The organism is Streptomyces sp. NPDC050161, from assembly GCF_044460025.1.
In the GTDB taxonomy this organism is placed as follows: Bacteria; Actinomycetota; Actinomycetes; order Streptomycetales; family Streptomycetaceae; genus Streptomyces.
Map to the genome: position 1 here is coordinate 216,233 of NZ_JBITJM010000012.1, position 24,351 is coordinate 240,583.

Here is a 24,351-nt window from a genome sequence, read left to right on the forward strand (position 1 = left end):
GTCTGCATCAGGCCACTCCCTGCTCGGGCGCGGTGGCCCGGACGAGTCCGTGCAGGACGGATTCCAGGGTGTCGACCTGCTTGCTCAGGCCGAACAGGCGCAGGCGGTCCACGCACGCGGCGATCAGGTCGGCGTGCTGTTGGGTGCCGGCGATCTCGTGGAGGTAGGAGAGGCGTTCGATCACGTCGTTGCCGGAGCGCACGACCAGCTCCTTGGGGACGAACCGGTCAGCGAAGCGGATGTCCGCCGGGGCCAGCGGCAGGCATCCGGCGAGCACGGCCTCGAAGATGCGCTGGGTCATCTGCCCGACGGCGGCGTACCGCTCCGGCAGCATGAGCACCGTGGACAGCGACCGGCCGTAGATGCCGGCGGCGGCCTCGAACGGGATCCGGCCCACGAAGCGGACGTGCGGCCAGCGGTCGGTCTTCGTCCACTTCCCGGCGACCAGGTGCTCGACACGGGCGGCGGCCGGGGCGAAGAAGCGGTCGAAGGACTCGTCGCGGTCGTATTGGTTGCCCACGTAGCCGAGCGCCAGGTCCCGCCGTTGTGCCGCGAGGGCCACGGGGTCCGCTTGGGCGAGGAGGTCTTCGGCGACGGGGAAGAGCAGGGAGCGCGCGCCGTGGGTCGGGGCGAGGGCGGCCTCGCAGACGCGGGTGTGCGCCGTGCGGCGCCACACGCTCTCGGCCCGCAGCGTGCGGTCCTTGTCCCAGATCACGGTGGGCATCCGGTGCCGCACGGTGTAGTGGTTGATGAGCTGGGCCTGGCGGTGCAGGTCGCAGGTGTGCCCCTCGCTCCCGCACATGGTGGTGTTGCGGCCGGTGATCGCCCAGCGCCACTCCAGGAACAGGACGTCGATGCCCGGGAGGCCGTCGTCGAAGGTGTACGCGCTGCCGAGGTCCTCGCCAGCTTCGAGGCGGTCGCGGTCGGCCTGCAGGAAGACGATGTCGTGACCGCGGGCGAGGAGGGCGTCGATGAAGGGGCGGCGGTGGCTGCGGCCCCCGTCCGGGGTGTCGGTGACGCCGTTGCCGAGGAAGCCCCAGAAGCTGTATCCGATCTTCACTTGGTGATCCACCGCCCTTCGAGGAGCAGGGCGTCGAGCCCAGAGTTGGCCAGGCAGTCCAGGGCCATCTCCGGTGTCCCGCAGATCGGCTTGCCCTTGACGTTGAGGGAGGTGTTGATCAGCACGGGCACCCCGGTGCGGCGGCCGAAGGCGGTCAGGACCGCGTGCATGAACGGGTTCTGCGACCTGGTGACGGTCTGCAGGCGGGAGGTGCCGTTGGCGTGCACGATGGCGGGCACCTGCTCGCGCGTCTTGTCCGTCACGCCGGAGGCCATGGACATGTACGGGGCCTGCTGGCCGAGGGTGAAGAACTCGTCGGCTCGCTCGGCCAGGACCATGGGGGCGAAGGGCCGGAACGGTTCGCGGAACTTCACTGTGGCGTTGAGGCGCTCGACGACGCCGGGCTCCAGCGGGGAGGCGAGGATCGAGCGGTTGCCCAGGGCGCGCGGCCCGGCTTCGACGGCCCCCTGGAACAGGCCGACGATGGTGCCGTGGGCGAGCTGGTCGGCGAGGAACTCCGCGGTTTCGATGCCGAGGGTCTTCTGGTGGAGGCCGGGCCAGGGGGCGAGGTCGAGGGGCTGGTCCTCGTAGGACGGGCCGAGGTAGCAGGTGCGGGCGATGCCGGCGAGCGGGCGCGGGCTGCGGCCGTCGACGTGCACGGCGAGGGCGGCGCCGATCGCGGTACCGGCGTCACCGGGCGCGGGCGGCACGAACACCTCGTCGTAGATGCCGGCCTCGATGATCTTCCCGATGCTCACGCAGTTCGTGGCGACACCTCCCCCCACGCACAGGCGCGGGGAGCCGGTGACCGCGTGGGCGCGACGGGCCAGGTGGACCATGACCTGTTCGGTCCGCTCCTGGAGGGCCGCCGCCAGGTCCTGGTGGACCTCGGCCGGGGGCTCGCTGGGGTGCCGCTCGGGGCAGGTCTCGGCGATGAAACGGCGGGACGTCCGGTCGTATCCCGAGGTGAGGGTGCGTGTAGGGAAGTAGGCGGGGTTGATATGGAAGCCGGTCGCGGTCGTGCGGACGGCCTGGGCGAACAGGTGGCGGAAGCGGGCGGGGTCGCCGAGGGCGGCCAGCGCCATCACGGTGCCTTCCTCGTCGCCCCGCCGCCAGCCCAGGTGCTCGGTGACGGCGCCGTACACGTAGCCGAGCGAGGCCGGGTCGTTGATCGCTTCCAGGGTCTGCGTGACCGGGCGGATCAAGGTGTGCCCGTGGGCGATGGTGGTGGTCTGCCGCTCGCCGAGGCTGTCGACGATGAGCACGGCGGCCTCGTTCCAGCCCGAGGCGGCGAAGGCGGTGAGCTGGTGGGCGCGGTGGTGCAGGACCGGTACGACACGGGCGGCGGGGAACTGCCGGCCGATCACGCGCAGGCGGAGCTGGGTACGCAGGGCGACCTTGGCGAACCCGTGCGCTCGGGCCAGGGCCCGGTCGCGGGTCGCTGGGGAGAGCGCCAGGCGCAGGGCGGCGGGCGATTCGGCGAGGTAGCGGGCGGGCTGGAAGTTGTAGGCGACGGCGTCCACGTCGGCGGCGGTGAGCTTGGCCTGGCCGAGCAGCCACTCGATGGCGCGGGCCGGGTAGAGCTTGGTGTGCTTCTCCTCGGAGAGGCGTTCCTCCTCGACGAAGCCGATCAGTTCGCCGTCCACCAGCAGGGCAGCCGACGAGTCGTGGGTGTACGAGCACAGGCCGAGGACGACCGAAGGGGTGCGCTTCACGGCGGCCGTCACCTCGCCCCGGCGGTCGCGGCGGGCTTGGCGGAGCGGCGCTCCAGCTCGCCGTACCAGGCGGTGAGGGCCTGGCCGAGGGGACCGTCGATACCGTCGGCCGCCCGCCACGCCTGCTGGCGCTGCCCGTCCTTCCACAGCCGGTAGCTGCGCAGCGTCTCGGCCATCGTGTCCCAGCCGGGGTGGCCGGTCACGTCGCGGGCCTCGACCTGGTCGAGCAGGCCGTCGAAGCCCTTCCACGGCGTCCGCAGGTCGGGCATGACCGGGCTCGCGGTGAGCGACGTCAGCTCCTCGGCCCGCTCGACGTGCTCCTCGTAGACGTGCAGCGAGCCGACGTGCAGGTGGAACTCGCCCAGCTCCGCGTCGAGCCATCCGGCGACCAGCTCGTGCAGCACGGTGTAGAAGAACACGTCGTACGGCATGCCGATCCACACGTCCTGGCCGCGCATCATGGTCGCCATGTGCAGGCGGCCGGCGCGCAGGTGGAAGCGGAAGCCGAGGGTGCAGGGCACGTCCTTGTGCCCGGCGGCGTCCTGGGCCGGGTCATAGAGCTGGATCAGGGCTCGCCGGGAGTCGGGGTCCTCCTTGAGGATCTCCACGACGCGACCGAGCTGGTCGACCTTGCCGCCCCAGTTCCGCATCCTGGGCCCGTACGCCCCGAGCAGGACGCCATCGTCGGCGTACTGCCGCAGCCGCGCGTTGTAGTCGAAGATCCACGGGTCATCGGAGCCGGAGAGGTGCCAGACGGTCTCGGCGACCGCGAAGGCCGGGTTCACGATCCGGGCCGGGGGCGCGTAGAGCAGGCGGGCGCGCGGCTGGGTGAGCAGCAGGTGGACGTCGCGGACTTCGCGGGTGGCCATGCCCCGGGGGCTGACCTTCTCGCCGGACTTGGCCAGCGTGATGGCGCCGGAGAACAGCTCGGCCATGCTGTCGGCAGTGAGGTGTGTCATCGGGCAGGAACTCCTTCGCCCTGCGGCGACGCACAGGCCGCGCTCGGGGCATCGTGGTGGACGGGGTCGGATGATCTGGCGCTGGTTTCGGCGCGCTGGGTGATGAGGCGAGCGACCTGGGCCGCGCTGTCGCCGCGCGACCGGCACACCGCGTCCAGGGCCGTTTTCGCGACGGGCGTGCCCGGTACACGCAGGGCGGAGAGTGCTTCGGCGACGTCACCGGCGTTGTGGCAGCGGGTCGCCAGGCCGTGTCCGGCCAGGCCCAGCGTGCGTTCGCCCGGCATGCCGATTTCGAGGACCGGGACGTCGAGCAGCGCGGCTTCGATCCCGCACGTCGAGTACGCGCTCGCCAGCACGTCGGCCCCGGCGAGACAGCCCCGGGCGCCGACCCGCGGGTCGGCCACGGCCACGAGCAGGCCGCCGTCGCGCTTCAGCAGCGCGGAGAAGGCATCGGCGCCCTGGGCCGGGTGCGGTGCGATGACGAGGCCCCATTCGCCGTCCGCCTCGCTCAGGCCGTCCAGGAGGAGGTCCGCCTGGGCCTTGAGGTGAGCGGGACTGAACGGCTGGCAGGCCCACACCGCGATCCGGGCCGGGGCTCGGCGGTCGCCCGGAGCGAGCACCTTCTCCAGGTACCGGCGCTGTGCGTTACGGCCGAGGCTGGCCAGCGCATCGAAGCGGGGCTGTCCCAGCACGTGCACTGCGGCGTCAGGGTGGCGCATCCACGCGCGGGCCAGGGGAACATCCCGTTCCCCCATGACGACGATGTCGCGGCTGTGCAGGGCCGGCCAGGCGACTGATTCCGCCGTCCACGCTCCGTGCTGGACGTGGACCGTGTTCGCGCCGTGCCGCTCGGCCGCGTGCGCGGCCAGTGCGCCCAGCGGGCTGGTGTCGTTGCTCAACAGGACGGTGTGCGGCCGGGTCGCGGCCAGGACGCCGTCGAGCCAGCTCTCGGCTCGCAGGATGGTCCGCCAGGAGGGCTGGGTGCACCCGCCGCTGGTTTCGAGGAGTACGGACAAGAGCATTACGAGCCGGGCGAGTTGGACGTCGTGGCCCTTGACCCGGACGATGTGGTTGTCGTCGCGCGGGGGCAGGCCCTCCGTGGTGCCGGAGAGGGTGAAGAGGTCGCTCGGCGCCGAGCGCAGGTCGATGCCCGTGCCCGTCGGCGCGGGGCACCGCTCCGCCGGGTCGGTGGCGAGGTCGAGCAGGAGGCTCGACCGTCCGTCGCGCTCCAGCTCGGTGAGCACCGGCATCAGGGTGTCGGCGTGGCGGGAGGTCCAGGACAGCGCCAGGACGTCTCGCTGCTTCAGGTCCGTGGGGAGCGGGCTCGGGTCCGTGTTCGCCGTGCTGGCACGAGTCCGGTTGCGTAACTGGGCGGAGCGGGTGGGATTGTGCGGAGCCGCTGCTCCGAGCAGGTAGGCGATGCCGGACCAGGTGACGGTGTACGCGAGGTACTCCCGCGAGCTGCTCGAACGCAGGCCGACGCGCCCCTCATACGGGGCGAGATCCAAAGGTGCCGGAGTCGACGCGAACGGCTCCCAGGCGTCCAGGGCCAGCAGCTTGCGCAGGGCCTCGGTCACGAAGCGCCGCACGGGAACGTGCTGGATGTGGAGCCAGCCAGCGCCGCCCGGTGTGGAGGCGAGAGAGGCGCCGTAGCGTTCCAAGGCGTCCATGACGTTCTCGACGAGGGCGCGCAGCTCCTGCTGGTCGACGGGGATGGCCTCCAGCTCCCCGGTCCGGATGTGGGCGGTCGTGACGTGGCCCAGGGCGCCGCTGCCGACGAGAGCCCACCGGGGCTGACCGGCGAAGTCGGACCGGACCAAGCTCAAGCCGCCGGTCGCGCGGGTGCTCACACCAGACTCCCCGCAACGAACGACTTGTCGGAGCGCAGGAGTTGCAGCAGTCCCTCGGGCGCGACGACGACCTCGGGTGCGGGAGAGGTGGGCTGCCCGTATCCCCACCCCGCATGGACGTAGGCGACACCCGCGCGGGCCGCCGCTTCCTGGTCGACCGCCATGTCCCCCACGTACACGGCTGCGGCAGGGTCGACTCCGAGGTCGACCAGGGCCAGGAGGAGCGGATCGGGGGCGGGCTTCGCCCGGCCCGCTCCAGCGGGGGTACGGACGGTGGCGAAGGGGCAGCCGAGGCGCGTGAGGAGCGGCGCGGCGCGATCGACGTGCTTCGACGTCACGACGCCCAGACGCCAGTCGGCGGCCACGAAGGCGTGGAGCACTTCGACGATGCCGGTGAATTCGTGCGCGAGGTGTGCGGCGGCGACCGATTCCGTTTCGTACGTCCGGCGGACCGCGTCGATGTCGGCGATGCCAAGCCGCTGCATGATGTCGCTGAACTCACGTCCGAGGTGACGCTCGTAGTCGGCGAACGGAAGGGCTATGCCGTGGTCCTCCTGGACCTTCCGCCATGCCTTCTGCATCACCGGGCGGGTGTCGAGCAGGACGCCGTCGAGGTCGAGGAGAAGGGCACGCTGCGCACGGTCGGCGTGCCGACGCTCGCCGACTTTGTTTTCGGATGCGGCCGGAGCCGGTAGAGCTATCGGGGCGGGAACGGTCATGATCGTCCTCCTCATCAGGGGGGCTAGTGGCAGCGGAGCGGCGAGACTCAAAGGGCCGAGACCGGGTCGAGTTCGCACTCGGGGTACTGGCTGGGCCCGCCGGCCTCCTCGAACGCCGCATTGAGCAGCGCCACGTGCATGCGGTCGCGGCGGTTCCTGGACTGCAGGGCGCGTCCGTGGCGGGTCAGGGCCCACGCCTTGAGCGCCACGGGGTCGTTCATGAAGTTCTTGGCGTTCTCCCGCAGCACGGCCGACGTGTAGACCCCGAGGTTGAGTCCGGTGCGCCAGAACTCGAGCCACCACTGGCACATCAGCAGCGGACCGGACTCGTCCTCCTTGACGTGATCGGGGTGGTTCCGCACCCAGATCGGGTCCAAGTCCGGATGGGTCGTGGCGACTTCGAGCATGCGGCCGTGCGCCTTGTGCATCTCCAGCTCCAGGTGTTGCCGGTGCTGCAGGCGCCGCTGGGCGGTGTGCACCGCGGACGCGACGGCAACGGTGGCGGCCAGAGCGAGAACGGAACGGTTCATCTGCTACCTCACTTGCTCGCGGGTGGGAGTGTCCGTGACCGTCGTCATGCCGCGTCCTGCGGGTCGTCAGGCGAAACCGGAGGCGCCGGATTCCTGGCAGCGGGCAGGCGAGAGAGGCGGTGGAAGCGGGAGAGGTTGAAGCCGCTCCCCCGAACCTCGCCAGCGGGCACGGCGAAGAGATCGATGCCGGCCTCGCTGGGCAGTTCCGGACTGGCCTCCTGGATGGCGCCCAGGGCCTCACCCTGCTCGCGGTGCGGCAGGGGACGCGGTGCCCGGTCGATATGCCCCTCGAACGTCATGGTGTCCCCTGATCAGGTGGAGTGGTAGGCGATGGCGAACGCGGCAAACATGGCGAGGATCAGGAGGACCTGAGCGCTGATCTGTCTCCAGCCCCAGCCCTTCGCATCCATCCAGCGCAGCGGACGCCTTCAAGTCGGTACGGCCCGTTCCTCGGGGATCACGAGGTGTACGAACGCCTCGTATCGCTCGCCCAGGTGCTTGATCACGGCGTGGTATTCGTCATCGTCAGAGCTGATGTTGTGCCGATCGAGGACGATCACACCGTTCGCGAATCCGCCCCGAATCAGTCGCTCGACTTCTCCCCAACCGGGTCGCTTCCAGGGAGGCAGGTAGACCCCACGGCTGGCGCGCGCGCCGGGGAAATAGGGCGACGGGGCTGCGGGGACGGCCAAGTCGTGCAGCCTGGCTCCTATCGCGTAATCGTGCTGTTCGGCCTCGACCTGGAGGGTGTGCCAGTCCTCGTCGGGGCTGGCCCCCCTGCCCAGAACCAAGCTGTATGCCAGTACGCGAAGTTGGCGATCACCGGTTCGACGCGCGTTCCGCTCCTTCGCCTCCCGACGAAACTGCTGACGGAGCCGACAGAGGTGCCCACTGCGGGACGGGCGCACCGACGGAGCGCCGTGGTGCCACCTCCGGATTTCTGCGTTGTCGACGTCCATCCAGCGGCTGGACGCCGGCATCTCCAGCACCGCCTCGCGGTGAGCCGCGTATGCCAACGCGTCTGACACGGAGGGGATTTGGTCGTGCGGCGGCATGGGGGTGCCTCCATTTCTCGTGATCAGATCAGGTGTTCGGCGACTGCCGTCTCCAGTACCGCGGCGAACCGGAGAGGGCTCACCAGGAAGAGCTGTCAGCGATCTTTGGGGTCTTGGCGGACGACTACTCCTCGTCGCGCCGAGCGCTGGCCCCTCCGCTCAGCCGCTGGCCGTACCAGTGGGGCTCATGAGGCGAGGCGGCTCGAATGGAACCGTCCGGGCGGTGGCGGGGCGTCGCGGCTATCTCCGCCTGCTCGTCGGCGCTCACCATGCGCACTCCGTCGAAGAGACGTTGTTCCCAGGAGGAGAGCTTCCTGCCGAGCTTGGGCGCCGGGCTGACTTCTTGTGTCTCGTCCACGGCTCAGATGCGCCCGACCCCTACGAGCACGCGGCCAATCAGGTTCGGATCGACTCGTGGCGCCCTCTGCTTCCCAGGGCCGGCTATTGGAGGCCGGTCCGGAGAGCGCGCCGACCTCTCGTCTTCACCAACTCGGTCGGCGGGGTTGAGACCGATCTCGGCCCACACCACCTTGCCGGGCATACCGCGCGCCGGATAGTGACCCCAGCGCCTGCTCATCACTGCGACGATGAAGATGCCACGGCCCCCCGTCGCCTCCACGCCGACCTGTTTCAGCACCGGCGGCCTCGTGTCGCGATCCCACACCGATACCCTCACCGCGCCGCCGATGATCTCCAGCGTGAGTTCGAAGGTCTGCACCGTGTTCCGGACCGAGAACGGGGAGGTGTCCTCCTCGCCCTCCTTGGGGTGCCGGACGGCGTTTGTGGCCAGCTCCGACACCAGAAGCTGCACGGTCTCGACGATGCCGGCGTGCACGCCCCAGCGGGACAGAACATCTGCGGTGTGCAACCGCGCCAGGCCAACAGCGTTGGGGATATCGGCCAACATGAGGCTATTGCGCGAGTGTGGTGCCTGGGACACGGTGTGCCTCCCGAGTTGGGAGAGGAGCGCGGGGTGCGTTCGCTGGCTCTCGCTCGTTTCGTGATGGGGCCGCCGAACCCGGACTCGGCGTTTGAGTAGCGACAGACGGCATCCCGGGCTCGCGCCGTCTCCGGATCCGCGGGACCGATGCCGACTGATCGCCGACTGCACGGTTGTCCCCGGGCCGGGTACGTCCATAAGAGAACCGCTCCGGCGCCCCGGTAAGAAGGGTGCACGGAGGATGTCTCCGGCCACACGGGTCGGCACGGTTGGTGAAGGGTTGTACGGATGACGAGCACAGAACGTGACCAGGGGAAGCAAGCGGCGACGGGACGTTTCGAGGGCCGGCGGATTTTGGTGACGGGGGGTTCCAGGGGGCTGGGCGAGCACGTCGTGCGCCTGCTGTTGTCGGAAGGAGCACGAGTGGCGACGTGTGCGCGGAAGCCCGAGTCACTGGAGGCGCTTCGCAGTTCGCTCGATTCGCCCGCCGCGCTGTTCGCACGGCCTCTGGACGTCGCTGCGCCGGAACTGCTGGAACGGTTTGTGGACGATGCCGCGTCAGCGCTGGGGGGCCTGGACGGTGTCGTCGCTTGCGCGGGTGGCGCGCGTGGTCGGGGTATCGCCGAGGCAACGCCTCAAGACTGGTCGGCAACGTGGGAGATGAACGTCGGCCATGTCGCGCGGCTGGTCGCCACGGGTGCACCGCACCTGCGGACTGCTGGTGGCGGGCCGATCGTCGTGGTGGCCTCGGTCTCCGGTTGGAAGCCGGGCCCACAGGCTCAGTACGGCGCGGCGAAGGCGGCCCAGATCCACATGGTGTCGTCGTTGGCGAGGGAGCTGGCCACAGACGGCATCCGCGTGAACGCGGTCTCGCCCGGGTCGATGCTCATCCCGGGCAAGCGGTGGGATCGGATGCGCCAAGAGAACCCATCGGCCTTCGACCGCTTCCGCGCCGAGTTTCCCGGGGGCGACCTGGTGCGTCCGGAGGAGGTGGCGGACGTGATCGCGTTCCTGCTTTCGGACGAATCCCGGGCCGTGACAGGAGTCAATCTCCCTGTCGACAAGGGGCAGAACGCGCCGACACCGGAGGGGTACTGACTGAGCGGGTCAGGCCGCAGTGCCGAGTATGGGCCTAGCCCGGAGTTCGAATTCGCGCACGATCGGCTCGCCTCGGTGAGGGGCAAGTCGCGTGCGGAAGTCGCGCAGTGCCTGGACTGATCGCTCGCTGTGGACGCCGCTGAGTAGATCCAGGGCGTTGCTGGCGGTGCCGACTGCCTCGTCCAGCCTGTCCTGCTGGAGGAACGCCGTGGCGAGGACCGAGCGACTGATCGCCTGGCGGCGGCGCCGGTCGCTGTTTGCCTCCACCGACGCGCTCGCGAGGCGCTCGGCCTGAGCTGCCTCGCCGAGGTCACGGTGGACCAGGGCAGCCTCGGCTTCCAGATAGTGGTGGTCCAGAAAGCGGACCCACGGCGATTCCTCGGCCGGCCCCCGGCTGGTGTCCAGTCCTCTGCCAGCCGCGTGAAGGGAAGCCGTGGCCTGTCGGGTGTCGCCGAGAGCGGCGTAACCGCGGGCGGCCATGGCGTGCAGCCGCATGAGACCCAACGGGCTGCCCGACGACTTGGCGGTCGCGATGCCCGCTCGGGCGAGCGAGACCCCTTCAGCGGGGTTGCCGAGGCTGGTGGCGAGGTGGGACATGCCCGCCAGGATCTGTCCGCCGAGCACCCGGTCGCCGCCTTCGGCGCACAGCCTGAGTGCCTGGATCATGTAACGCTCGGCGAGTCCGTAGTCGGCGGTGTCGTACGAGCACCAGCCAGCGGTCGCCGCCATCTTCGCGGCCGACGTGTATAGGAGTCGGCGCTGGTGGCTGGGCATGTTGCGCTGTTGCAGCATGGGTGCGAGCTGGGTGCTCAGGTAGTGCACGATGCTCGCTCGGACTCCACCGCCACCAAAGCGGTTGTCCATCTCATCGAACATTTCGATCATCGACTGGACCTGCTCGACGGGGCCTCCGTCAGCGACAGCGGCAAGGCGTGGAGCCTGATCGTCCTCAAGGAGCCAGAGCAGCCACTGCCGCTGGGGGTCCATGAGGGCCGACGCGACGAACGGCACGGCCCCGAGCAGGCTGCGCCGCGAGATATCGGTGGAGCCGAGCTCCGCGAGCGTGTGCAGTGTTTCACCCACGTCTTCACGGTACGTCAAGGCCCGTGCAACAACGGGCCGCTGGCTCTGCTCCGGGAACCCAAGGTCGACAGGCGCGATGGGACGTTTTAAGAATTCGGCCAGGGCAGCGGCGATGAATTCCGGGGCGCGATCACGAGGCGTCATGCCTTGCAGCCACCGGGTCACGGACGCCTTGTCGTAACGGGTGACCACGCCCTGCAGCGCGGCCAGGTCGTTGACCTTGCGGGCAAGGGCGCCATGCGAACGACCGGACTCCGAGATCACAGCCGCGAGCGCGGAGTTGGTCCCGCCGGTCCCCCTTGCACTTCCCATGCGTAGATGATGCCTTGTCGATCACGCTCTGTCCCAGCCTTTCGACACAGGGGCATGAAAGAACAACCTCCGTACAACCGAACAACCCCGCTACCCCCTCCTCGGAATCGGTGGCAACACTGAGACTGGGAGGGCTGCGGGCCGACCGTCCCTCCCAGCGAGGACGCTGCTGGAACGTCGCCGATGCCCTCAGCACCGGAGGGAGAACACCATGCAGCCAGTAGTCGTCTTGGACTGCTTCACCGTCGAGCCGAGCGGTCTCGGCGTACCGCCGTACCTGTCGACCTACGTCCGAAACGCCTGGTCGGCACTGCGTCGGGCAAGGCCGGAGGCGGACGTTCGGTATGTGACCATCGACGACGTCCGCTGGTGTCTCGCTGGCGGAAGGCCCACCGTCGAACCGCCCCAGAGCGATCCGTTCACGTACTCGACCACGGTCAACCGGGACTCCGCTATTCAGCTTCTGCGGGATGCCGAGATCGTGGTCGTCATTGCCGGAGACGCCGTTCCATCCGTCCATCTGCATGCTGTGAACGGGTCGTTCGAGGAGATCGCCCGCGCGCTCGCCTGTGCACGAGGCCGTCGTTACCTGCTCGGGCCGTTGTCCACCTACGCCCTGGCCGCTCCTGCGGAGTACGCCGGGCTGTTCGACGCCATCCACACCCACACGGTGACGTCCGGCGACCTCCTGCTCGGTAGCCACCGCCCCGCCGCCTACGGGCAGATGCAGCGCGAGCGCGACTCGTTCACCGGGCTCGTCGAGCAGATGCCCTGGCGGCCGATCGCCGAGCTGGAGCTGTACCGCGGCTGCACCCGGCGCAAATTCTGCGACTTCTGCAACGAGCCTGCGAAGTCCCCTCTCGTCTCCTTCCGCGAGGTCGACGATGTTGTAGCCGAGGCTGCCCAGCTCTACGCCGCCGGCGTCCGGAACTTCCGACTCGGCCAGCAGACCTGCTTCTTCTCCTACCGCAACCGGGACGAGGACGCGATCCGCGCCCTGCTCGGCGGTATCCGGGAGCGCTGCCCCGAGCTGGAAGTGCTCCACATCGACAACGCGGACCCCCTCGCTGTGGCCGCGCCGGTCGGCCTGCGCATCGCCAAGCTGGTGGCGGACTACGGCACCGAGGGCAACTGCGCCCCGATGGGCATCGAGAGCTTCGACCCGGTGGTCATCGCGAGGAACACCCTCACCTGCACGCCCGAGATCCTGATGCGGGCCGTCGAGCACGTGAACGAGGCGGGCGCCGCCCGTGGTCCCGGTGGTCTGCCGATGCTGCTGCCGGGCCTGAACCTGATCTACGGTCTGCCGGGTGAGACCCACAGCACCCACGTGGCAAATCTCCGGGGACTGGCGGAGATTCTCGATGCCGGCCTGCTGTGCCATCGGACGAACGTCCGTCTGGCACGGGCCTTCCCCGGTACACCGCTGGCCGCGCTCGGCGAGCTGGAGCCGCTGCCCTCGGCGGAGCACTTCCCCTCCTGGAAGGCGGACATCGACTTCACCTGGGATCAGCCGATGAAGGAGCGGGTATACCCGACTGGTCTGCGCGTACCCGGACTTCACTCGTACTTCATTGGCCAGGGCGGCACCTGGTGGCGGCGGCTGGGCTCATACTCGATCCAGATCGTCGAGCGCGACGCGGCGGTGCCGCTCGGCACTACCGACGACCTGGTGGTGACCGGCCATGCGCCTCGCGTGATCTACGGAGAACGCGTTGCATCCGCTTCGTGACGGGACGCTCGCGAGGTTGGCGGCCCTGGATGCAGCGGCGGACCGCACCATCCGTGCGGGGCTGCTGCTGCCCTGGGCCAACGTCGCCGTGGAGACTGAATTGACCCGCCTCGGCCTGCGCCACACGGTCTTCCACCACGCGCGGCTCGTACCCGCATCCAGGACGACGGCGATCGACGCCTCATTCTGGCGCGGACTGCGTGAAGCGTCAGCGCAGGCGCTGGACTCGCTGTCCCACATCCCTCTCGACGCAGTAATGCTGGCGTGCACGTCAGCGGGTTTCACCGACGGTCCGCCGCTACCGGGCGGCGTGTTAACCGCCTTCGACGCCCTTCTGCGGGCTCTCACCGAGGCAGCCGTGGCACGCGTGGTGCTGGTTACGCCCTACCCCGCCCTGGTGACCGAAGCGGAATCGGCGGCGTTTGCCGAGGCCGGCGTGGAGGTCCTGGCTCACGCGAGCCTGGGCCTGTCCGACGGCTATCCCGCGATCACCCCGGATCAGATCCTGTCCCTGGTGGAGCAGCTCCCGCAGGAAGCGGTCGAGGCTGCCGAAGCGATGGTCTTGTCGTGCACCGGATGGCACACCCTGCCGGTGGTCGCTGAACTGGAGCACAGGTTCGGGAAGCCGGTCTTCTCGTCCAACCTCTCCATGGCACTTCTGGCCACCCGCGCCCGTGCTGGAGTCTGTTCATGACGATCGAGAGAGCGAAGGCGAAGCCGCTTGAGATCCGGCGCGTCCACCGGCTGGTGGCCCGTGCCGCCGCTCTCCCGGATGTGCAGGCCGAGGTGGAGACCAACCATGACGAGAACCGGTGGTGGCCGACGTCGATCAGCGATCCACGAGTGCGGATGCTCGCCGCTGGCTGGTCCACCCGGGTCTCCTATCGAATGGTGGAGACGTACGCCCGAGTGATCGCCTCGGCGAACGATCGTGGGTTCGAGAGCCTCGTTGCCGCCTCCGACGCCGAGCTTGCAGCACTGGTGCGTCCCATCGGCTTGCCGAAGACCCGGATCGACTACCTGCGCTCCCTCGCGGAGCTTCTCCGTGGCTGGGAGAGGGAGGGGACCGACCCGACTGGGGATGTAGCCGACTGCGATGCCTTGATCTTGGACTTCGCCACGCGGGTGCGAGGTGCGTCCTACAAGGTCGCGCAGTGCGCACTGCTCACTGCCCGCGGGTATCACTGCGGCATCATCCCCGTGGACTCCGGCATGGTCACCAAGCTCGCACCCGTGTTGGGCCTCGCCCTTCCGTCGGGAGCCGTGGCACACGAACGTATGCGGCACGTCCTTGAAGCGACCGTGCACGCCCGCTCAGCCGAGTTCCGCTCGCTGGCCACCGACAACGAGTACCTGGTGACAATCCCCGAGGGGTCGGAGCCAACCTGGTTCGCCCACCTCGTCTTGATCTACTTCAAGCGCCTGTACCTGAACGGTCCCGCTCTGCAGCTCTGCCGTCGGCGACCGGTCTGCACGAAGGTCGTCGACTGCGCACATCGTGCCCGCCGTGCTTGACCTTCTGGAGGACACCGTGGAACGGCTTGACGTGATCGGCAACATCAGCCGGGACCGGACCCGCTATCCCGATCACCGTGGTGGATCCCGGCTCGGCGGCGCGGCTCTGTTCCTGTCCCTGGCGGCGGTAAGGGCTGGCCGCCGGGCGGCCCCGGTCTGCGTCCTCGGGGGCGATCTCGCGCATCTTCCGGAGTCGCCGGGTCTGGACACGCTCGACTGGACGGCCCGGATCCAGGTCGACGGCGTGTCCACCACCTTCGACTTGCAGTACGACCTGCAAGGCGAGCTGGTGGAAGTAGGCACCGACTACGGCGTGGCCGAGGGCCTGACCGAGCATGCGCTCAGGCACATGGACCTGCACCCGGGCGGCACCTACCACGTCTGCTGCCGCCGGCCGCTGGACGTGGCGGCCGTGCTCGACCGGCTCACCGCGAACGGGAGTGACTTCAGCGCGGACTTCTTCCTGCCGAGCGCGGAGGAGATGATCCGCGCTGCCGCGCCCTGGCTGCCGAAGGCGACCACGCTGTTCGTCAACGCCGCCGAGCACCGGCTTCTGGAGCAAGTGATCGACTCCGCTGCGCTCCCGGAGGTGGTCATCACCGATGGTCCCCGGGCCGCAGTAGTTCACCGCTTCGGGAGCCCAGTCGCCTCCGCCGTTCCGCCGCCGCATCCTCCGCGCGAGGTCTCCGGTGCCGGAGACACCTTGGCCGGGACCTTTCTGGCCCATCGTTCGCAGGGTGCGACAGCCGCCCAGGCGCTGGCGGAGGCGACTGGAGCTGCGGCCCGGTACGTCGCGGCCCCGTCCCTTCCGATCCCCGCGCCCCGACGCGGCTGACCTAACGACTTGGGGGCTTTTCCCGGTGTCCGTCTACGTAGCCCACCGGCTCTTTGCCGCGCACGACCGCGCTCTCGCCGCTGACCTCGCCGATCGCCTCGCCGCGAAAGTCGGTCCGGATCACGTCTTCCTGCCGTTCTGCGACACCGACGAGGAGGACCTGGTCGCCGAGGTCAAGGGGCGCCGCCTGTTCGAGCTGGACCGCGAACGCCTTGGCCGCCTCGACGCCATGGTCGCCATCCTGCACGGCCCGAGCCTTGACGACGGGGTCTGTATGGAGATCGGATACGCCGCTGCTTCGGGCGTCCCGGTCATCGTGCTCACGACCGACTTCCAGACCTACTCGCTGACCGAGGCCGGCCCTCGCCTCGAATTCCCCGACCCCCTCATCCAGGCCGTGGCCACACGCATCGTGCGCGTCACCAAGCTCGGACCGCCAACCCTGCCGTCGACTCCGCCCCAGTCTCGCTTCCCCGGGTTCCAGACGCGCAACGTGGCCCAGACGAACACGGCACTCGACGCGGCCGTCGACGCGCTGCTTGACCTCCCGGATCGTGCTCCCCGTCTCGTGGGTGCGCCTCCCGTGATCGGCGCACCCGTCTACGTCGAAGCATCGCCGTACACGGCATGGGGTCGAGATCATCTGGCCAAAGCATGTGTCGACGCTGGCCACACCGTGATGGTGCCCCAGCGCTTCACGGCGTCGGACCCCCTAGCCGGGGCCCTGGCCGACCTGACCGCGGTGTGTTCGGCTGCTCGGCTCCTGGCCGACGTCTCCGGCGCGGAAACGCCGCCCGGAACCGCCCTGCTCATAGGTGCGGCTGCGGCCAGCGGCGTGCGGATCGCGGCCTTCCAACCGCGCCCGACGTTCACACACGCCCATGGCCGGGAGCCAAACTGGCGGAACCTCATGGTCCAGTACGCCGCCGACGCTCACCTCGACAATGGCGACGCCGTCCTGTCCTGGCTGGCCGCATGAACCTCGACGAGATCGGCGGCGAGTACCAGACCTTGGTCCTGGAAGGCTGCGACGGAGTCGGTAAGAGCACGCTCGGAGAACGCTTATCGACGGAGCACGGCTTCGTCGTGGTGCACTCCCCGAAGACGCCCGACCATCTCGACCTGGCAACCCGCTACAGAGACATCCTCGCCGGCCCCGGACGGATCCTCTTCGACCGGTGCTTCATCAGCGAACTCGTCTACGGCCCCCTCCACCGGGGCCGGTCCCGGATCAACTGGAGCCAGGCGATCGACCTGGCCGAGAGCGTCATCGAGCGTTCCGGCGTGCTCGTCCACCTGACCGCACCGCCAGCCGTCATCCGCCAGCGACTCCTGCTGCGCGATGGCGAGGCGCTCAGCCTGGAGGAGGTGTCCGCGCTGGTGACGGGGTACGACAGGGTCTTCTCCACCCTCGCTGACTACACCCGCGTGCTCACGATCGACACCACGGCCCTCGAACTGCCGTCGACAGGGTGACTGCCTGCCGAAGCCAGCACGCCGACACTCCACTCCCGCTAGGCTTCGAAGGCACCTGCTGTACCGCCGCTGGAGGAGTCTTGGAGATCGGGTCCGCCCAGAAGCTCGCCTGGGAAAACAAGACCCTTAAGGGGTTCAACACCACGGACGTGGCCTTGGAGTTCGGCCTTCTCACCGCCGAGGTCGGCGAAGCCTTCACCGCCTGGCGCAAGGGACTGCCCGATCTCGGGGAAGAACTGGCCGACGTCTTCCTCTACCTGACCGCCCTGGCCGAGATGAACGGCGTGGACCTGGACTCCGAGGTCGCCCGGAAGATCGATAAGAACACGCGGCGTACGTACGCGCGGAACGAGCATGGAGCTCAGATCCGGACGAGCGACGTCTAGGTCTTCCCACTGATCCACAGCTCGCGTGAGCGACGACGGCGGGCCCCCGACACTGGTCGGGGGCCCGCCGTCGTACAGGTCAAGGTCAGCACATCGCTCGGTTGACGCGTCTAGGCGGCGAGGCCGTGACGCTCGCTTCTGTCGTCGCCCTGATCTCCACCTGCCTGCGGGCGCTCCAGGCCAAGCAACCTAAGCAGGTCAGCCGTCACCACCCGGTAGGCGTTGCCGAGACGCAGCACCTTGACCGGGTACTCCCCCTGCTTAGCGAGTCCGTATCCCGTTGATCGGCCGATCATCAGCGCTCGGTTTGAGGTGTCGAGGTCGATCACGGCAGGAAGGGCAAGCAGCTCGTCGCCCGTCAGCCCTCGTGCCTCACGGGACGAATCAGATGCTGCCATGGTGCCCTCCTGGGAAAATTTCGTGTCGCGGTGACGCTGTAGATGTATCACGAAGTTGCGGCAGCGCCTTTTGGCTGCCTAAAGTGTCACCATGACACCTGATCAATGGCCGACAGCGTTCACCGGTCGGATCGCACGGCGCCTGCGGGACTCGCGCAAGGCCGCCGGCCTCACGATGGCGGAGGTCGCCCAGGGCTGTGCCGACCGCGGCTTGCCGGAGTTCACCGAGCACTCGATGAAGAATCTGGAGTCGGGGCGCAAGACGAGCATCACCGTCGCGGAGGTCGTCGTACTGGCTGACGTCCTTAGCGTCCCGCCGGTGACCCTCCTCTTCCCGCTCGGGTCCTCGGCCAGCGTCGAGGTCCTCCCCGATCGCGAAGTCTCCACCTGGGATGCACTCGCGTGGTTCACCGGCGAGTCACCCTTGGCCGAGCCCGCCCCCGAAGGCTCCGCTCGGGACATCCTCGACCTCTTCCGTCAGCACGGTGACCTGGTAGCTGCCGCAATGTCTTCCCATGCCTTGGCCAGGGAAAGGCGGCGGTCGGCCAGCACCACCCTGGACCGGGCCCGCAGAGCCACCCTCCTGCAGCGCGCCGAGGGCTACGAGGAGCACGCGTTTGAGGACTGCCAGGAATTGCGCACGTTCCGTGGCCGGATGCGCGACCGCGCCCTGGCACCTCCGTCCCTGCCTGACGAGCTGGCCTTCGTCGACCAGCGCGAAACACCGACCCCCTCGGAGGACAGCGAGTGAAGAACGGCAACCTCATACGACGGTGCCGCTGCACGGACCCGAAGACCAAGAAGGAGTACGGCGCTTCCTGCCCCAAGCTCAAGTCTTCACGCCGACACGGCACCTGGACCGCCGTCCAGGAACTCGAACCCAACCAGGACGGCGACCGCAGGCGGTTCCGTCGTGGCGGCTTCGAGACGTCCACCAAGGCCCAGGAGGAGCTGGACAAGGTCCGTGCTCTCATGGCCATCCCCGAGGAGGACGACGCCTGGGGCAAGACCCAGATCAGCGACCTCCTGGAGAACTGCGTTAAGGACAAGGACCCGGTCCCGGACTACGACGAGACTCGCCGCCGCTTCAAGACAGGGCAGTCCCTGAACTCCAAGGTCACCGTGGCAGAGTGGCTCGACACCTGGCTGGCGGGGCGCAAGCGTCTGCGGCGCGGTGGAGCGACCCGCTACGAGTGCGATATCCGCGTGCACCTGAAGCCACATCTCGGACACCTGCGCCTCGACAAGCTCCGCGTGCACCACATCGACTCGATGTTCGACGCGATCAATGAGCGCAACATCGAGATCCAGGAACAGAACGCCCAGCGGCGCGTCGTGCGCGACGACCTCAAGGCCACGCCGAACAAAGGTGCCGAGAACCGCGCCCGACGTCATTGGCTGCGCGCTCAGCTCGGCGCGATGCCTCCCTTCCGGCGGATCACCGGCCTCAACACGCAGCCGCATATCCGGGACACCCTGCGCGCCGCGCTGAACGTCGCCATCGCCCAGCAGGTGATGCCCGCCTTCAACCCGGCGGCGCACGTCGAGTTGCTGCCAGGCACGAAGCCGAAGGCCCTCGTCTGGAGCGACGAGCGCATTGCGCGCTGGAAGGAGACCGGCGAGAAGCCTTCGCCGGTCATGGTCTGGACCCCCGACCAGACGGCGACGTTCCTCGACTCCGTCGAGCAGGACCGGCTGTACGTGCTCTGGCGGCTGATCGCCTTCCGAGGGACACGACGCGGCGAAGGGTGCGGCGTCCGATGGGAAGATCACTCGGCCAAGGCTCGCTCGCTCGCCATCGCCACCCAGCTCGTGCAGGACGGCTGGGAGGTCCACGAGGGCGCCCCCAAGACCGATAGCGGCATTCGCCTGATCGCACTCGATGAGGAGACGAACCAGGACCTCCTGTCCCACAAGGCCCGCCAGCAACGGGAGCGGGAGGCGTGGGGCGAGGGCTGGCAGGACACCGGTCGGATCTTCACCCAGGAGGATGGCTCCCTCCTTCACCCTGGCAAGGTCAGCGACCTTTTCGAGCGTCTGGTGGAAGCCGCTGGTCTTCCTCCGATCCGGCTCCACGATCTTCGGCACGTCGCAGCGACGCTGATGCTCGCCGCCGGGGTCGACATCAAGGTGGTCTCCGAAACGCTCGGCCACTCGGACACGCGGATCACCCGGGACATCTACCAGTCGGTCCTGGACGATCTCGCTCGTGACGCCGCCGAGAAGGTCGTGCAGCTCGTGCCGCACGCCCGGAGGCCCTTGGCTGCGGTGAAGGACGGGGAGCCGACGGCCTCTCCCCGCCGGCCCAGGATGACGCCTCCGCGCAAGCGCGACGAGGCCAAGGAAGAACGTTCCGCCTGATTCAGGCGTGAAGGAGCCCCGGTCAGCGGATATCTGACCGGGGCTCCGGCATGTGATGAACGTCACCCATTAGTCGCAGCAGACCGCGAGGGATCGCACAGCGTGACTATCCCCCTCCTCACGGACAGCCAATCCAAGCGCGCCTCCGCTTCGGGCGCGGCTTAATCGGCGACCGCCGAGCAGTCTTGGGCGAGCCGCCGGCGCATCGACCTCCTGGGCCCTGGCCCACTCGGGCTCCGCTCGCGCTCCAGCCGCTGCCGACACAGCCGAAGAGGGCTCGGCGTCCATGCGGCTGCATACGAGGAAGAACCCGGGGCGGCGACGCGGAGCAGCGCCGCCTGCCTCCCTGGCGCACGGCTCCAGGACACCTGGACCCGACCGAAGTCTTCCCAGGCGGCAATGCTGGACGAAGACTTGTAGGGATGGAACAACAACCAAGCCGCCATCCGCCCGCCCCTGTCGACGCACCCGGCCACCGCCGCTGCACGCCGTTTGCACGTTTGGCCACCGGTCGGCCACCAGGGGCCGCCTGGCGAAGCCCCTGGGCTGACGCACCGACAGGAGTTAGGTCAAGGAATGGAAAAAGCCCCAGGTCACGGCGAGTGAGTCCTGGGGTTAATCCGAGCCGCCTTCGGGATTCGAACCCGAGACCTACGCATTACGAGTGCGTCGCTCTGGCCGACTGAGCTAAGGCGGCGTGATGCGCGGCCCAGTCTACACATGCCGAAGGGGTGCTTCGTAATCGGTTGCGGGGCTGGTCAGGGGGTGGGGGTGGGCGGCGGGTGGAGGTCAGGTGCAGCGCTTGTTCTTCGGGGGGACAGTGCCGTCGAGGAGGTAGGTGTTGACGGTGGAGTCGATGCAGTCGCTGCCGCGGCCGTAGGCGGTGTGGCCGTCGCCCTCGTAGGTGAGGAGGGTGGCGCCGGAGAGCTGGGCGGCGAGGCCCTTGGCCCAGGCGTAGGGGGTGGCGGGGTCGCGGGTGGTGCCGATGACGACGATGGGGGCGGAGCCCTTGGCCTCGATGCGCTGGGCGGTGCCGGTGGGCTTGGTGGGCCAGTAGGCGCAGTTCAAGGAGGCCCAGGCGAATTCGTCGCCGAAGACCGGGGACGCCTTGCGGAAGCGGGGGAGGTCGGCGCGGACCTGATCGGGGGTCTTGTAGGCCGGCGGGAGGTCGAGACAGTTGACGGCCGGGTTGGCGTACATCTGGTTGGCGTACTTGCCGTCCGGGTCGCGCTCGTAATAGCTGTCGGAGAGGGTGAGCAGCCCGCGGCCGTTGCCGCCATCGGCCTGGGCGAGGTATTCGCGCAGGACCGGCCATGCCTGCTCGTCGTACATCGCGGCGATCACGCCGTTGGCGGCGAGGGATTCGGTGAGCTTGCGGTCCTCGCCGGTCTCGGCCGGGTGTGCGTCCAGCTTTTTGAAGAGGGCGGAGAGCTGCTGCCCGGCGTCCGTGGTGCTCTTGGTGCCGAGGGGGCAGTCGGGGTGCTTGATGCAGTCCGCCGCGAACGCCGTGAAGGCGGTGTTGAAGCCGGCTGTCTGGTCGATGTTGACGTCCCGGGGGCCGAGTGTGGGGTCCATCGCGCCGTCCAGGACCATCCGGCCGACGTGGGAGGGGTAGAGGCCGGCGTAGGTCGCGCCCAGGAACGTGCCGTACGAGGACCCGACGTAGGTGAGTTTCTTGTCGCCCAGGACGGCGCGCAGTACGTCCATGTCGCGGGCCGCCTCGATGGTCGAGACGTGCGGGAGGAGCTTGCCCGAGCGTTCCTCGCAGCCCTTGGCGAAGTCGCGGAAGGCGGTGGTCAGCTTGCTGACCTCGGCGGGGGTGTCCGGGGTCTGGTCGGTCTGGGTGTAGCTGTCCATCTTCTTGTCGGTGAGACATTCGACGGGTTCGCTGCGGGCCACGCCGCGCGGGTCCGTCGCCACCATGTCGTAGCGGGCGCGGACGGCGGCGGGCTCCGGTGCGTACTGCTGGAGGTAGTCGATCGCCGAGCCGCCGGGGCCGCCAGGATTGACCATCAGGGAGCCGATCCGCTTGCCGGGCCCGGTGGCCTTCTTACGGGCCACCGCCAGCTTCAGGTCCGTGTCCTTGTCCGGCTTGGCGTAGTCCAGGGGCGCCTTCATCGTCGCGCACTCGAAGCCGCTCACTCCGCACTTGCGCCAGCTGAGCTTCTGGTCGTAGTACGGCCGGAGGTTGGCGGGCACCTCGGTGGGCAGCGGGGCGAGGGCGGGCTGGGCGCCGCCGGTGGCGCGGGCACCCGCGGTGCGGTCCGGGGAGTCCGTCGAGTCCGAGGACGACCCCGAGGAACAGCCGGAGATCAGCAGCGCGGTGGCCGCGAAGACGGCGGCGGTGGTGCGGTACAGGCGGCTGGTGGCCATGGGCGGTCCTCGGTCCCTGGGTCGGAGTGGCGGCGGGCGGATGCGGTGGCGCCAGTGGGTGCGTGGCGCGGAGAGCACTGGCGGCTCCAGCGGGGAGGCCGGAGGGGTGTGGTGTCGCGTGGTGTGGATGTGGGTGTGGGTGTGGAGGGTCGGCGGCCGGGGTGCGGGGTGAACCGGCCTATGAGCGGAGCGTATCGGGATGGTGACGATGCGTGCCGTAGGGAAGGTGTGGTGAAGGGACGCGCCGGGGTGGAGAGTGGGCCGGGGCGGGCCCGGCCGTCGGCGCGTGGTGGCGGTGTGCCGGTGGGTGTGCGTCAGCCCGCGCGGAGGGCGGTGGTCATCGCTTCGACGGCGAGCAGCGGGGCGACGTTGCGGTCCAGGGCGCCGCGGCAGGCGATGATCGCCTCTATCCGGCGCAGGGTGCGGGCCGCGGTGGAGTTCTGGGCGATGCGCTGGACGCTGTCGCGGACCTCTTCGTTGGCGAGCTGGACGGACGCGCCCATCTGGAGGGCGAGCACGTCGCGGTAGAAGCCGGTGAGGTCGACCAGGGCGAGGTCGAGGCTGTCGCGCTGCGTACGGGTGGAGCGGCGCTTCTGCCGGTCCTGGAGCTCCTTCATGGCGCCCGCGGTGCCGCGCGGCAGCCGGCCGCCCGTACCGGCGGCGGCCCCCAAGGCGGCGCGCAACTCCTCGGTCTCCTTGGTGTCGACCTCCTCGGCGACCTGCTTGGCGTCCTCGCCCGCCGCGTCGATCAGCTCCTGGGCGGCCTTCAGGCAGCCGCCGATGTCGTCGATGCGGAGCGGCAGTTTGAGGACGGCCGTACGGCGGGCGCGGGCCCGCTCGTCGGTGGCCAGGCGGCGCGCCCGGCCGATGTGCCCCTGGGTGGCGCGGGCCGCCGCCGCGGCGGCCTGCGGCTCGATGCCGTCCCTGCGCATCAGGACGTCGGCGACCGCGTCCACGGGCGGGGTGCGCAGGGTGAGCTGGCGGCAGCGGGAGCGGATGGTGGGCAGTACGTCCTCGATGGAGGGGGCGCACAGCAGCCAGACCGTCCGCGGCGCGGGCTCCTCGACGGCCTTGAGCAGGACGTTGCCCGCGCCTTCGGTGAGGCGGTCGGCGTCCTCCAGGACGATCACCTGCCAGCGTCCGCCCGCCGGGGAGAGGGAGGCGCGGCGGACGAGGTCGCGGGTTTCCTTGACGCCGATGGACAGCAGGTCCGTACGGACGATCTCGACGTCGGCGTGGGTGCCGACGAGGGTGGTGTGGCAGCCGTCGCAGAAGCCGCAGCCGGGGGCGCCGCCCAGCGCGCGGTCCGGGCTGACGCACTGGAGCGCGGCGGCGAACGCGCGGGCCGCGGTGGACCGGCCGGATCCGGGCGGGCCGGTGAACAGCCAGGCGTGCGTCATCTGGGAGGCGCCGGTCCGCTCAGGCGCGGCCGGTTCACCGGGCACCGCGGCGTCGAGCGCGCGGTCGGCGGAGACGATGGCATCCGCTTCGCGCGCGGCTGCGGCGAGATGCTCCGTCACCCGGTCCTGGCCGACCACGTCGTCCCATACCGCCATCGCTGATCGCCGTCCCTGTTCCTGTCCGTCCTGCCTGTGTGCCGGGGTGTCGCCACTCCGGCACCGTGCCCCGCCGGTCCGCGGCACGCTCCGTGTGCCGCGCGGCCTGCGGACCGCCGCTCACGCGCCCGGCGCCTCGCTGCCTCGCGCGCTCATCCCATTGTGGTGCAACCCACTGACAATCGGCTCCACGCCGCCCTCCGCACCCCGTCCGACCGGCGCCGCGATGCCCCAAGTCGGCCGGGTGCCTTGCCGGTTGCGCAACGGAAACGGCCGTGGGGGGGGGGCCGGGGGGGGGGGGGGCCGCCGCCCGAGACCCTCGCGGCCCGGCGGACCCGGGCGGTGGGGGCAAAAACGGCCCCTCCGACCCCCCGCCCCCCCCCCCCCCCGGGGACACG

24 protein-coding genes and 1 tRNA gene are annotated in these 24,351 nt (G+C 69.6%); 10 read left to right on the forward strand and 15 right to left on the reverse strand.

Annotated features, from left to right (window positions below; genetic code table 11):
* Positions 1 to 7: 7 nt before the first annotated feature.
* The 10 genes from ACIBK8_RS21280 to ACIBK8_RS21325 form a co-directional block, all read right to left on the reverse strand.
* Positions 8 to 1,060, reverse strand: coding sequence for a hypothetical protein (locus ACIBK8_RS21280; RefSeq protein WP_399043365.1), 1,053 nt, complete (start codon positions 1,058 to 1,060; stop codon positions 8 to 10).
* The gene (locus tag ACIBK8_RS21285) at positions 1,057 to 2,775 is read right to left on the reverse strand and encodes a carbamoyltransferase (protein ID WP_399043366.1); all 1,719 of its coding nucleotides are present in this window, start codon (positions 2,773 to 2,775) and stop codon (positions 1,057 to 1,059) included. The genes ACIBK8_RS21280 and ACIBK8_RS21285 overlap by 4 nt, the downstream gene beginning before the upstream one ends.
* 8 nt (positions 2,776 to 2,783) lie before the next feature.
* The gene (locus ACIBK8_RS21290) at positions 2,784 to 3,734 is read right to left on the reverse strand and encodes a thymidylate synthase (protein ID WP_399043367.1); all 951 of its coding nucleotides are present in this window, start codon (positions 3,732 to 3,734) and stop codon (positions 2,784 to 2,786) included.
* Positions 3,731 to 5,584: a hypothetical protein gene (locus tag ACIBK8_RS21295; RefSeq protein WP_399043368.1), complete on the reverse strand. Its 1,854-nt coding sequence runs from the start codon at positions 5,582 to 5,584 to the stop codon at positions 3,731 to 3,733. Before ACIBK8_RS21295 ends, ACIBK8_RS21290 begins: the two co-directional genes overlap by 4 nt.
* A complete protein-coding gene (locus ACIBK8_RS21300) occupies positions 5,581 to 6,303 on the reverse strand; it encodes an HAD family hydrolase (protein ID WP_399043369.1) in 723 nt (240 codons plus the stop codon). Before ACIBK8_RS21300 ends, ACIBK8_RS21295 begins: the two co-directional genes overlap by 4 nt.
* A gap of 47 nt (positions 6,304 to 6,350) precedes the next feature.
* On the reverse strand, positions 6,351 to 6,833 hold the full coding sequence (locus ACIBK8_RS21305) for a DUF6082 family protein (RefSeq protein WP_399043370.1): 483 nt from the start codon (positions 6,831 to 6,833) through the stop codon (positions 6,351 to 6,353).
* A gap of 44 nt (positions 6,834 to 6,877) precedes the next feature.
* Positions 6,878 to 7,132, reverse strand: coding sequence for a hypothetical protein (locus ACIBK8_RS21310; RefSeq protein WP_399043371.1), 255 nt, complete (start codon positions 7,130 to 7,132; stop codon positions 6,878 to 6,880).
* 129 nt (positions 7,133 to 7,261) lie between these two features.
* Entirely contained in the window at positions 7,262 to 7,888 is a 627-nt protein-coding gene (locus ACIBK8_RS21315) for a hypothetical protein (protein ID WP_399043372.1), read from the reverse strand.
* Positions 7,889 to 8,012: 124 nt separating this feature from the next.
* A complete protein-coding gene (locus tag ACIBK8_RS21320) occupies positions 8,013 to 8,246 on the reverse strand; it encodes a hypothetical protein (protein ID WP_399043373.1) in 234 nt (77 codons plus the stop codon).
* A gap of 3 nt (positions 8,247 to 8,249) precedes the next feature.
* A complete protein-coding gene (locus tag ACIBK8_RS21325; protein WP_399043374.1) occupies positions 8,250 to 8,795 on the reverse strand; it encodes an ATP-binding protein in 546 nt (181 codons plus the stop codon).
* Between the two features lie 321 nt (positions 8,796 to 9,116).
* Here ACIBK8_RS21325 and ACIBK8_RS21330 point away from each other — a divergent pair, with 321 nt between their 5' ends.
* A complete protein-coding gene (locus tag ACIBK8_RS21330) occupies positions 9,117 to 9,926 on the forward strand; it encodes an SDR family NAD(P)-dependent oxidoreductase (RefSeq protein ID WP_399043375.1) in 810 nt (269 codons plus the stop codon).
* Between the two features lie 9 nt (positions 9,927 to 9,935).
* On the opposite strand, the gene ACIBK8_RS21335 is transcribed toward ACIBK8_RS21330, so the two are convergent.
* A complete protein-coding gene (locus ACIBK8_RS21335; protein ID WP_399043376.1) occupies positions 9,936 to 11,321 on the reverse strand; it encodes a hypothetical protein in 1,386 nt (461 codons plus the stop codon).
* Positions 11,322 to 11,532: 211 nt separating this feature from the next.
* Here ACIBK8_RS21335 and ACIBK8_RS21340 point away from each other — a divergent pair, with 211 nt between their 5' ends.
* The 7 genes from ACIBK8_RS21340 to ACIBK8_RS21370 all read left to right on the forward strand — a co-directional run bounded on the left by ACIBK8_RS21340 (position 11,533) and on the right by ACIBK8_RS21370 (position 17,265).
* Complete coding sequence (locus ACIBK8_RS21340; protein ID WP_399043377.1) at positions 11,533 to 13,053, forward strand: radical SAM protein; 1,521 nt, start codon at positions 11,533 to 11,535, stop codon at positions 13,051 to 13,053.
* A 16-nt stretch (positions 13,054 to 13,069) separates the two neighbouring features.
* Positions 13,070 to 13,747, forward strand: coding sequence for a hypothetical protein (locus ACIBK8_RS21345; RefSeq protein WP_399043378.1), 678 nt, complete (start codon positions 13,070 to 13,072; stop codon positions 13,745 to 13,747).
* Positions 13,744 to 14,568: a hypothetical protein gene (locus ACIBK8_RS21350; protein WP_399043379.1), complete on the forward strand. Its 825-nt coding sequence runs from the start codon at positions 13,744 to 13,746 to the stop codon at positions 14,566 to 14,568. The genes ACIBK8_RS21345 and ACIBK8_RS21350 overlap by 4 nt, the downstream gene beginning before the upstream one ends.
* The gene (locus ACIBK8_RS21355; protein ID WP_399043380.1) at positions 14,561 to 15,403 is read left to right on the forward strand and encodes a PfkB family carbohydrate kinase; all 843 of its coding nucleotides are present in this window, start codon (positions 14,561 to 14,563) and stop codon (positions 15,401 to 15,403) included. The genes ACIBK8_RS21350 and ACIBK8_RS21355 overlap by 8 nt, the downstream gene beginning before the upstream one ends.
* 25 nt (positions 15,404 to 15,428) lie before the next feature.
* On the forward strand, positions 15,429 to 16,382 hold the full coding sequence (locus ACIBK8_RS21360) for a nucleoside 2-deoxyribosyltransferase (protein WP_399043381.1): 954 nt from the start codon (positions 15,429 to 15,431) through the stop codon (positions 16,380 to 16,382).
* On the forward strand, positions 16,379 to 16,879 hold the full coding sequence (locus tag ACIBK8_RS21365; RefSeq protein WP_399043382.1) for a hypothetical protein: 501 nt from the start codon (positions 16,379 to 16,381) through the stop codon (positions 16,877 to 16,879). The genes ACIBK8_RS21360 and ACIBK8_RS21365 overlap by 4 nt, the downstream gene beginning before the upstream one ends.
* An 80-nt stretch (positions 16,880 to 16,959) precedes the next feature.
* Positions 16,960 to 17,265: a MazG-like family protein gene (locus ACIBK8_RS21370; RefSeq protein ID WP_399043383.1), complete on the forward strand. Its 306-nt coding sequence runs from the start codon at positions 16,960 to 16,962 to the stop codon at positions 17,263 to 17,265.
* 110 nt (positions 17,266 to 17,375) lie between these two features.
* Here ACIBK8_RS21370 and ACIBK8_RS21375 read toward each other — a convergent pair whose 3' ends face one another.
* Positions 17,376 to 17,663, reverse strand: coding sequence for a hypothetical protein (locus ACIBK8_RS21375; protein ID WP_399043384.1), 288 nt, complete (start codon positions 17,661 to 17,663; stop codon positions 17,376 to 17,378).
* Between the two features lie 91 nt (positions 17,664 to 17,754).
* Here ACIBK8_RS21375 and ACIBK8_RS21380 point away from each other — a divergent pair, with 91 nt between their 5' ends.
* Positions 17,755 to 18,414 (forward strand): helix-turn-helix domain-containing protein, encoded by a 660-nt coding sequence (locus tag ACIBK8_RS21380; RefSeq protein ID WP_399043385.1) that lies wholly within the window; start codon positions 17,755 to 17,757, stop codon positions 18,412 to 18,414.
* A complete protein-coding gene (locus ACIBK8_RS21385) occupies positions 18,411 to 20,024 on the forward strand; it encodes a tyrosine-type recombinase/integrase (protein WP_399043386.1) in 1,614 nt (537 codons plus the stop codon). The genes ACIBK8_RS21380 and ACIBK8_RS21385 overlap by 4 nt, the downstream gene beginning before the upstream one ends.
* A 623-nt stretch (positions 20,025 to 20,647) precedes the next feature.
* Here ACIBK8_RS21385 and ACIBK8_RS21390 read toward each other — a convergent pair.
* The 3 genes from ACIBK8_RS21390 to ACIBK8_RS21400 all read right to left on the reverse strand — a co-directional run bounded on the left by ACIBK8_RS21390 (position 20,648) and on the right by ACIBK8_RS21400 (position 23,953).
* Positions 20,648 to 20,721: transfer RNA gene (locus ACIBK8_RS21390), tRNA-Thr, on the reverse strand.
* A gap of 92 nt (positions 20,722 to 20,813) precedes the next feature.
* On the reverse strand, positions 20,814 to 22,397 hold the full coding sequence (locus ACIBK8_RS21395; RefSeq protein ID WP_399043387.1) for an alpha/beta hydrolase: 1,584 nt from the start codon (positions 22,395 to 22,397) through the stop codon (positions 20,814 to 20,816).
* A 314-nt stretch (positions 22,398 to 22,711) separates the two neighbouring features.
* Positions 22,712 to 23,953: a DNA polymerase III subunit delta' gene (locus ACIBK8_RS21400; protein ID WP_399043388.1), complete on the reverse strand. Its 1,242-nt coding sequence runs from the start codon at positions 23,951 to 23,953 to the stop codon at positions 22,712 to 22,714.
* Positions 23,954 to 24,351 lie beyond the last annotated feature (398 nt).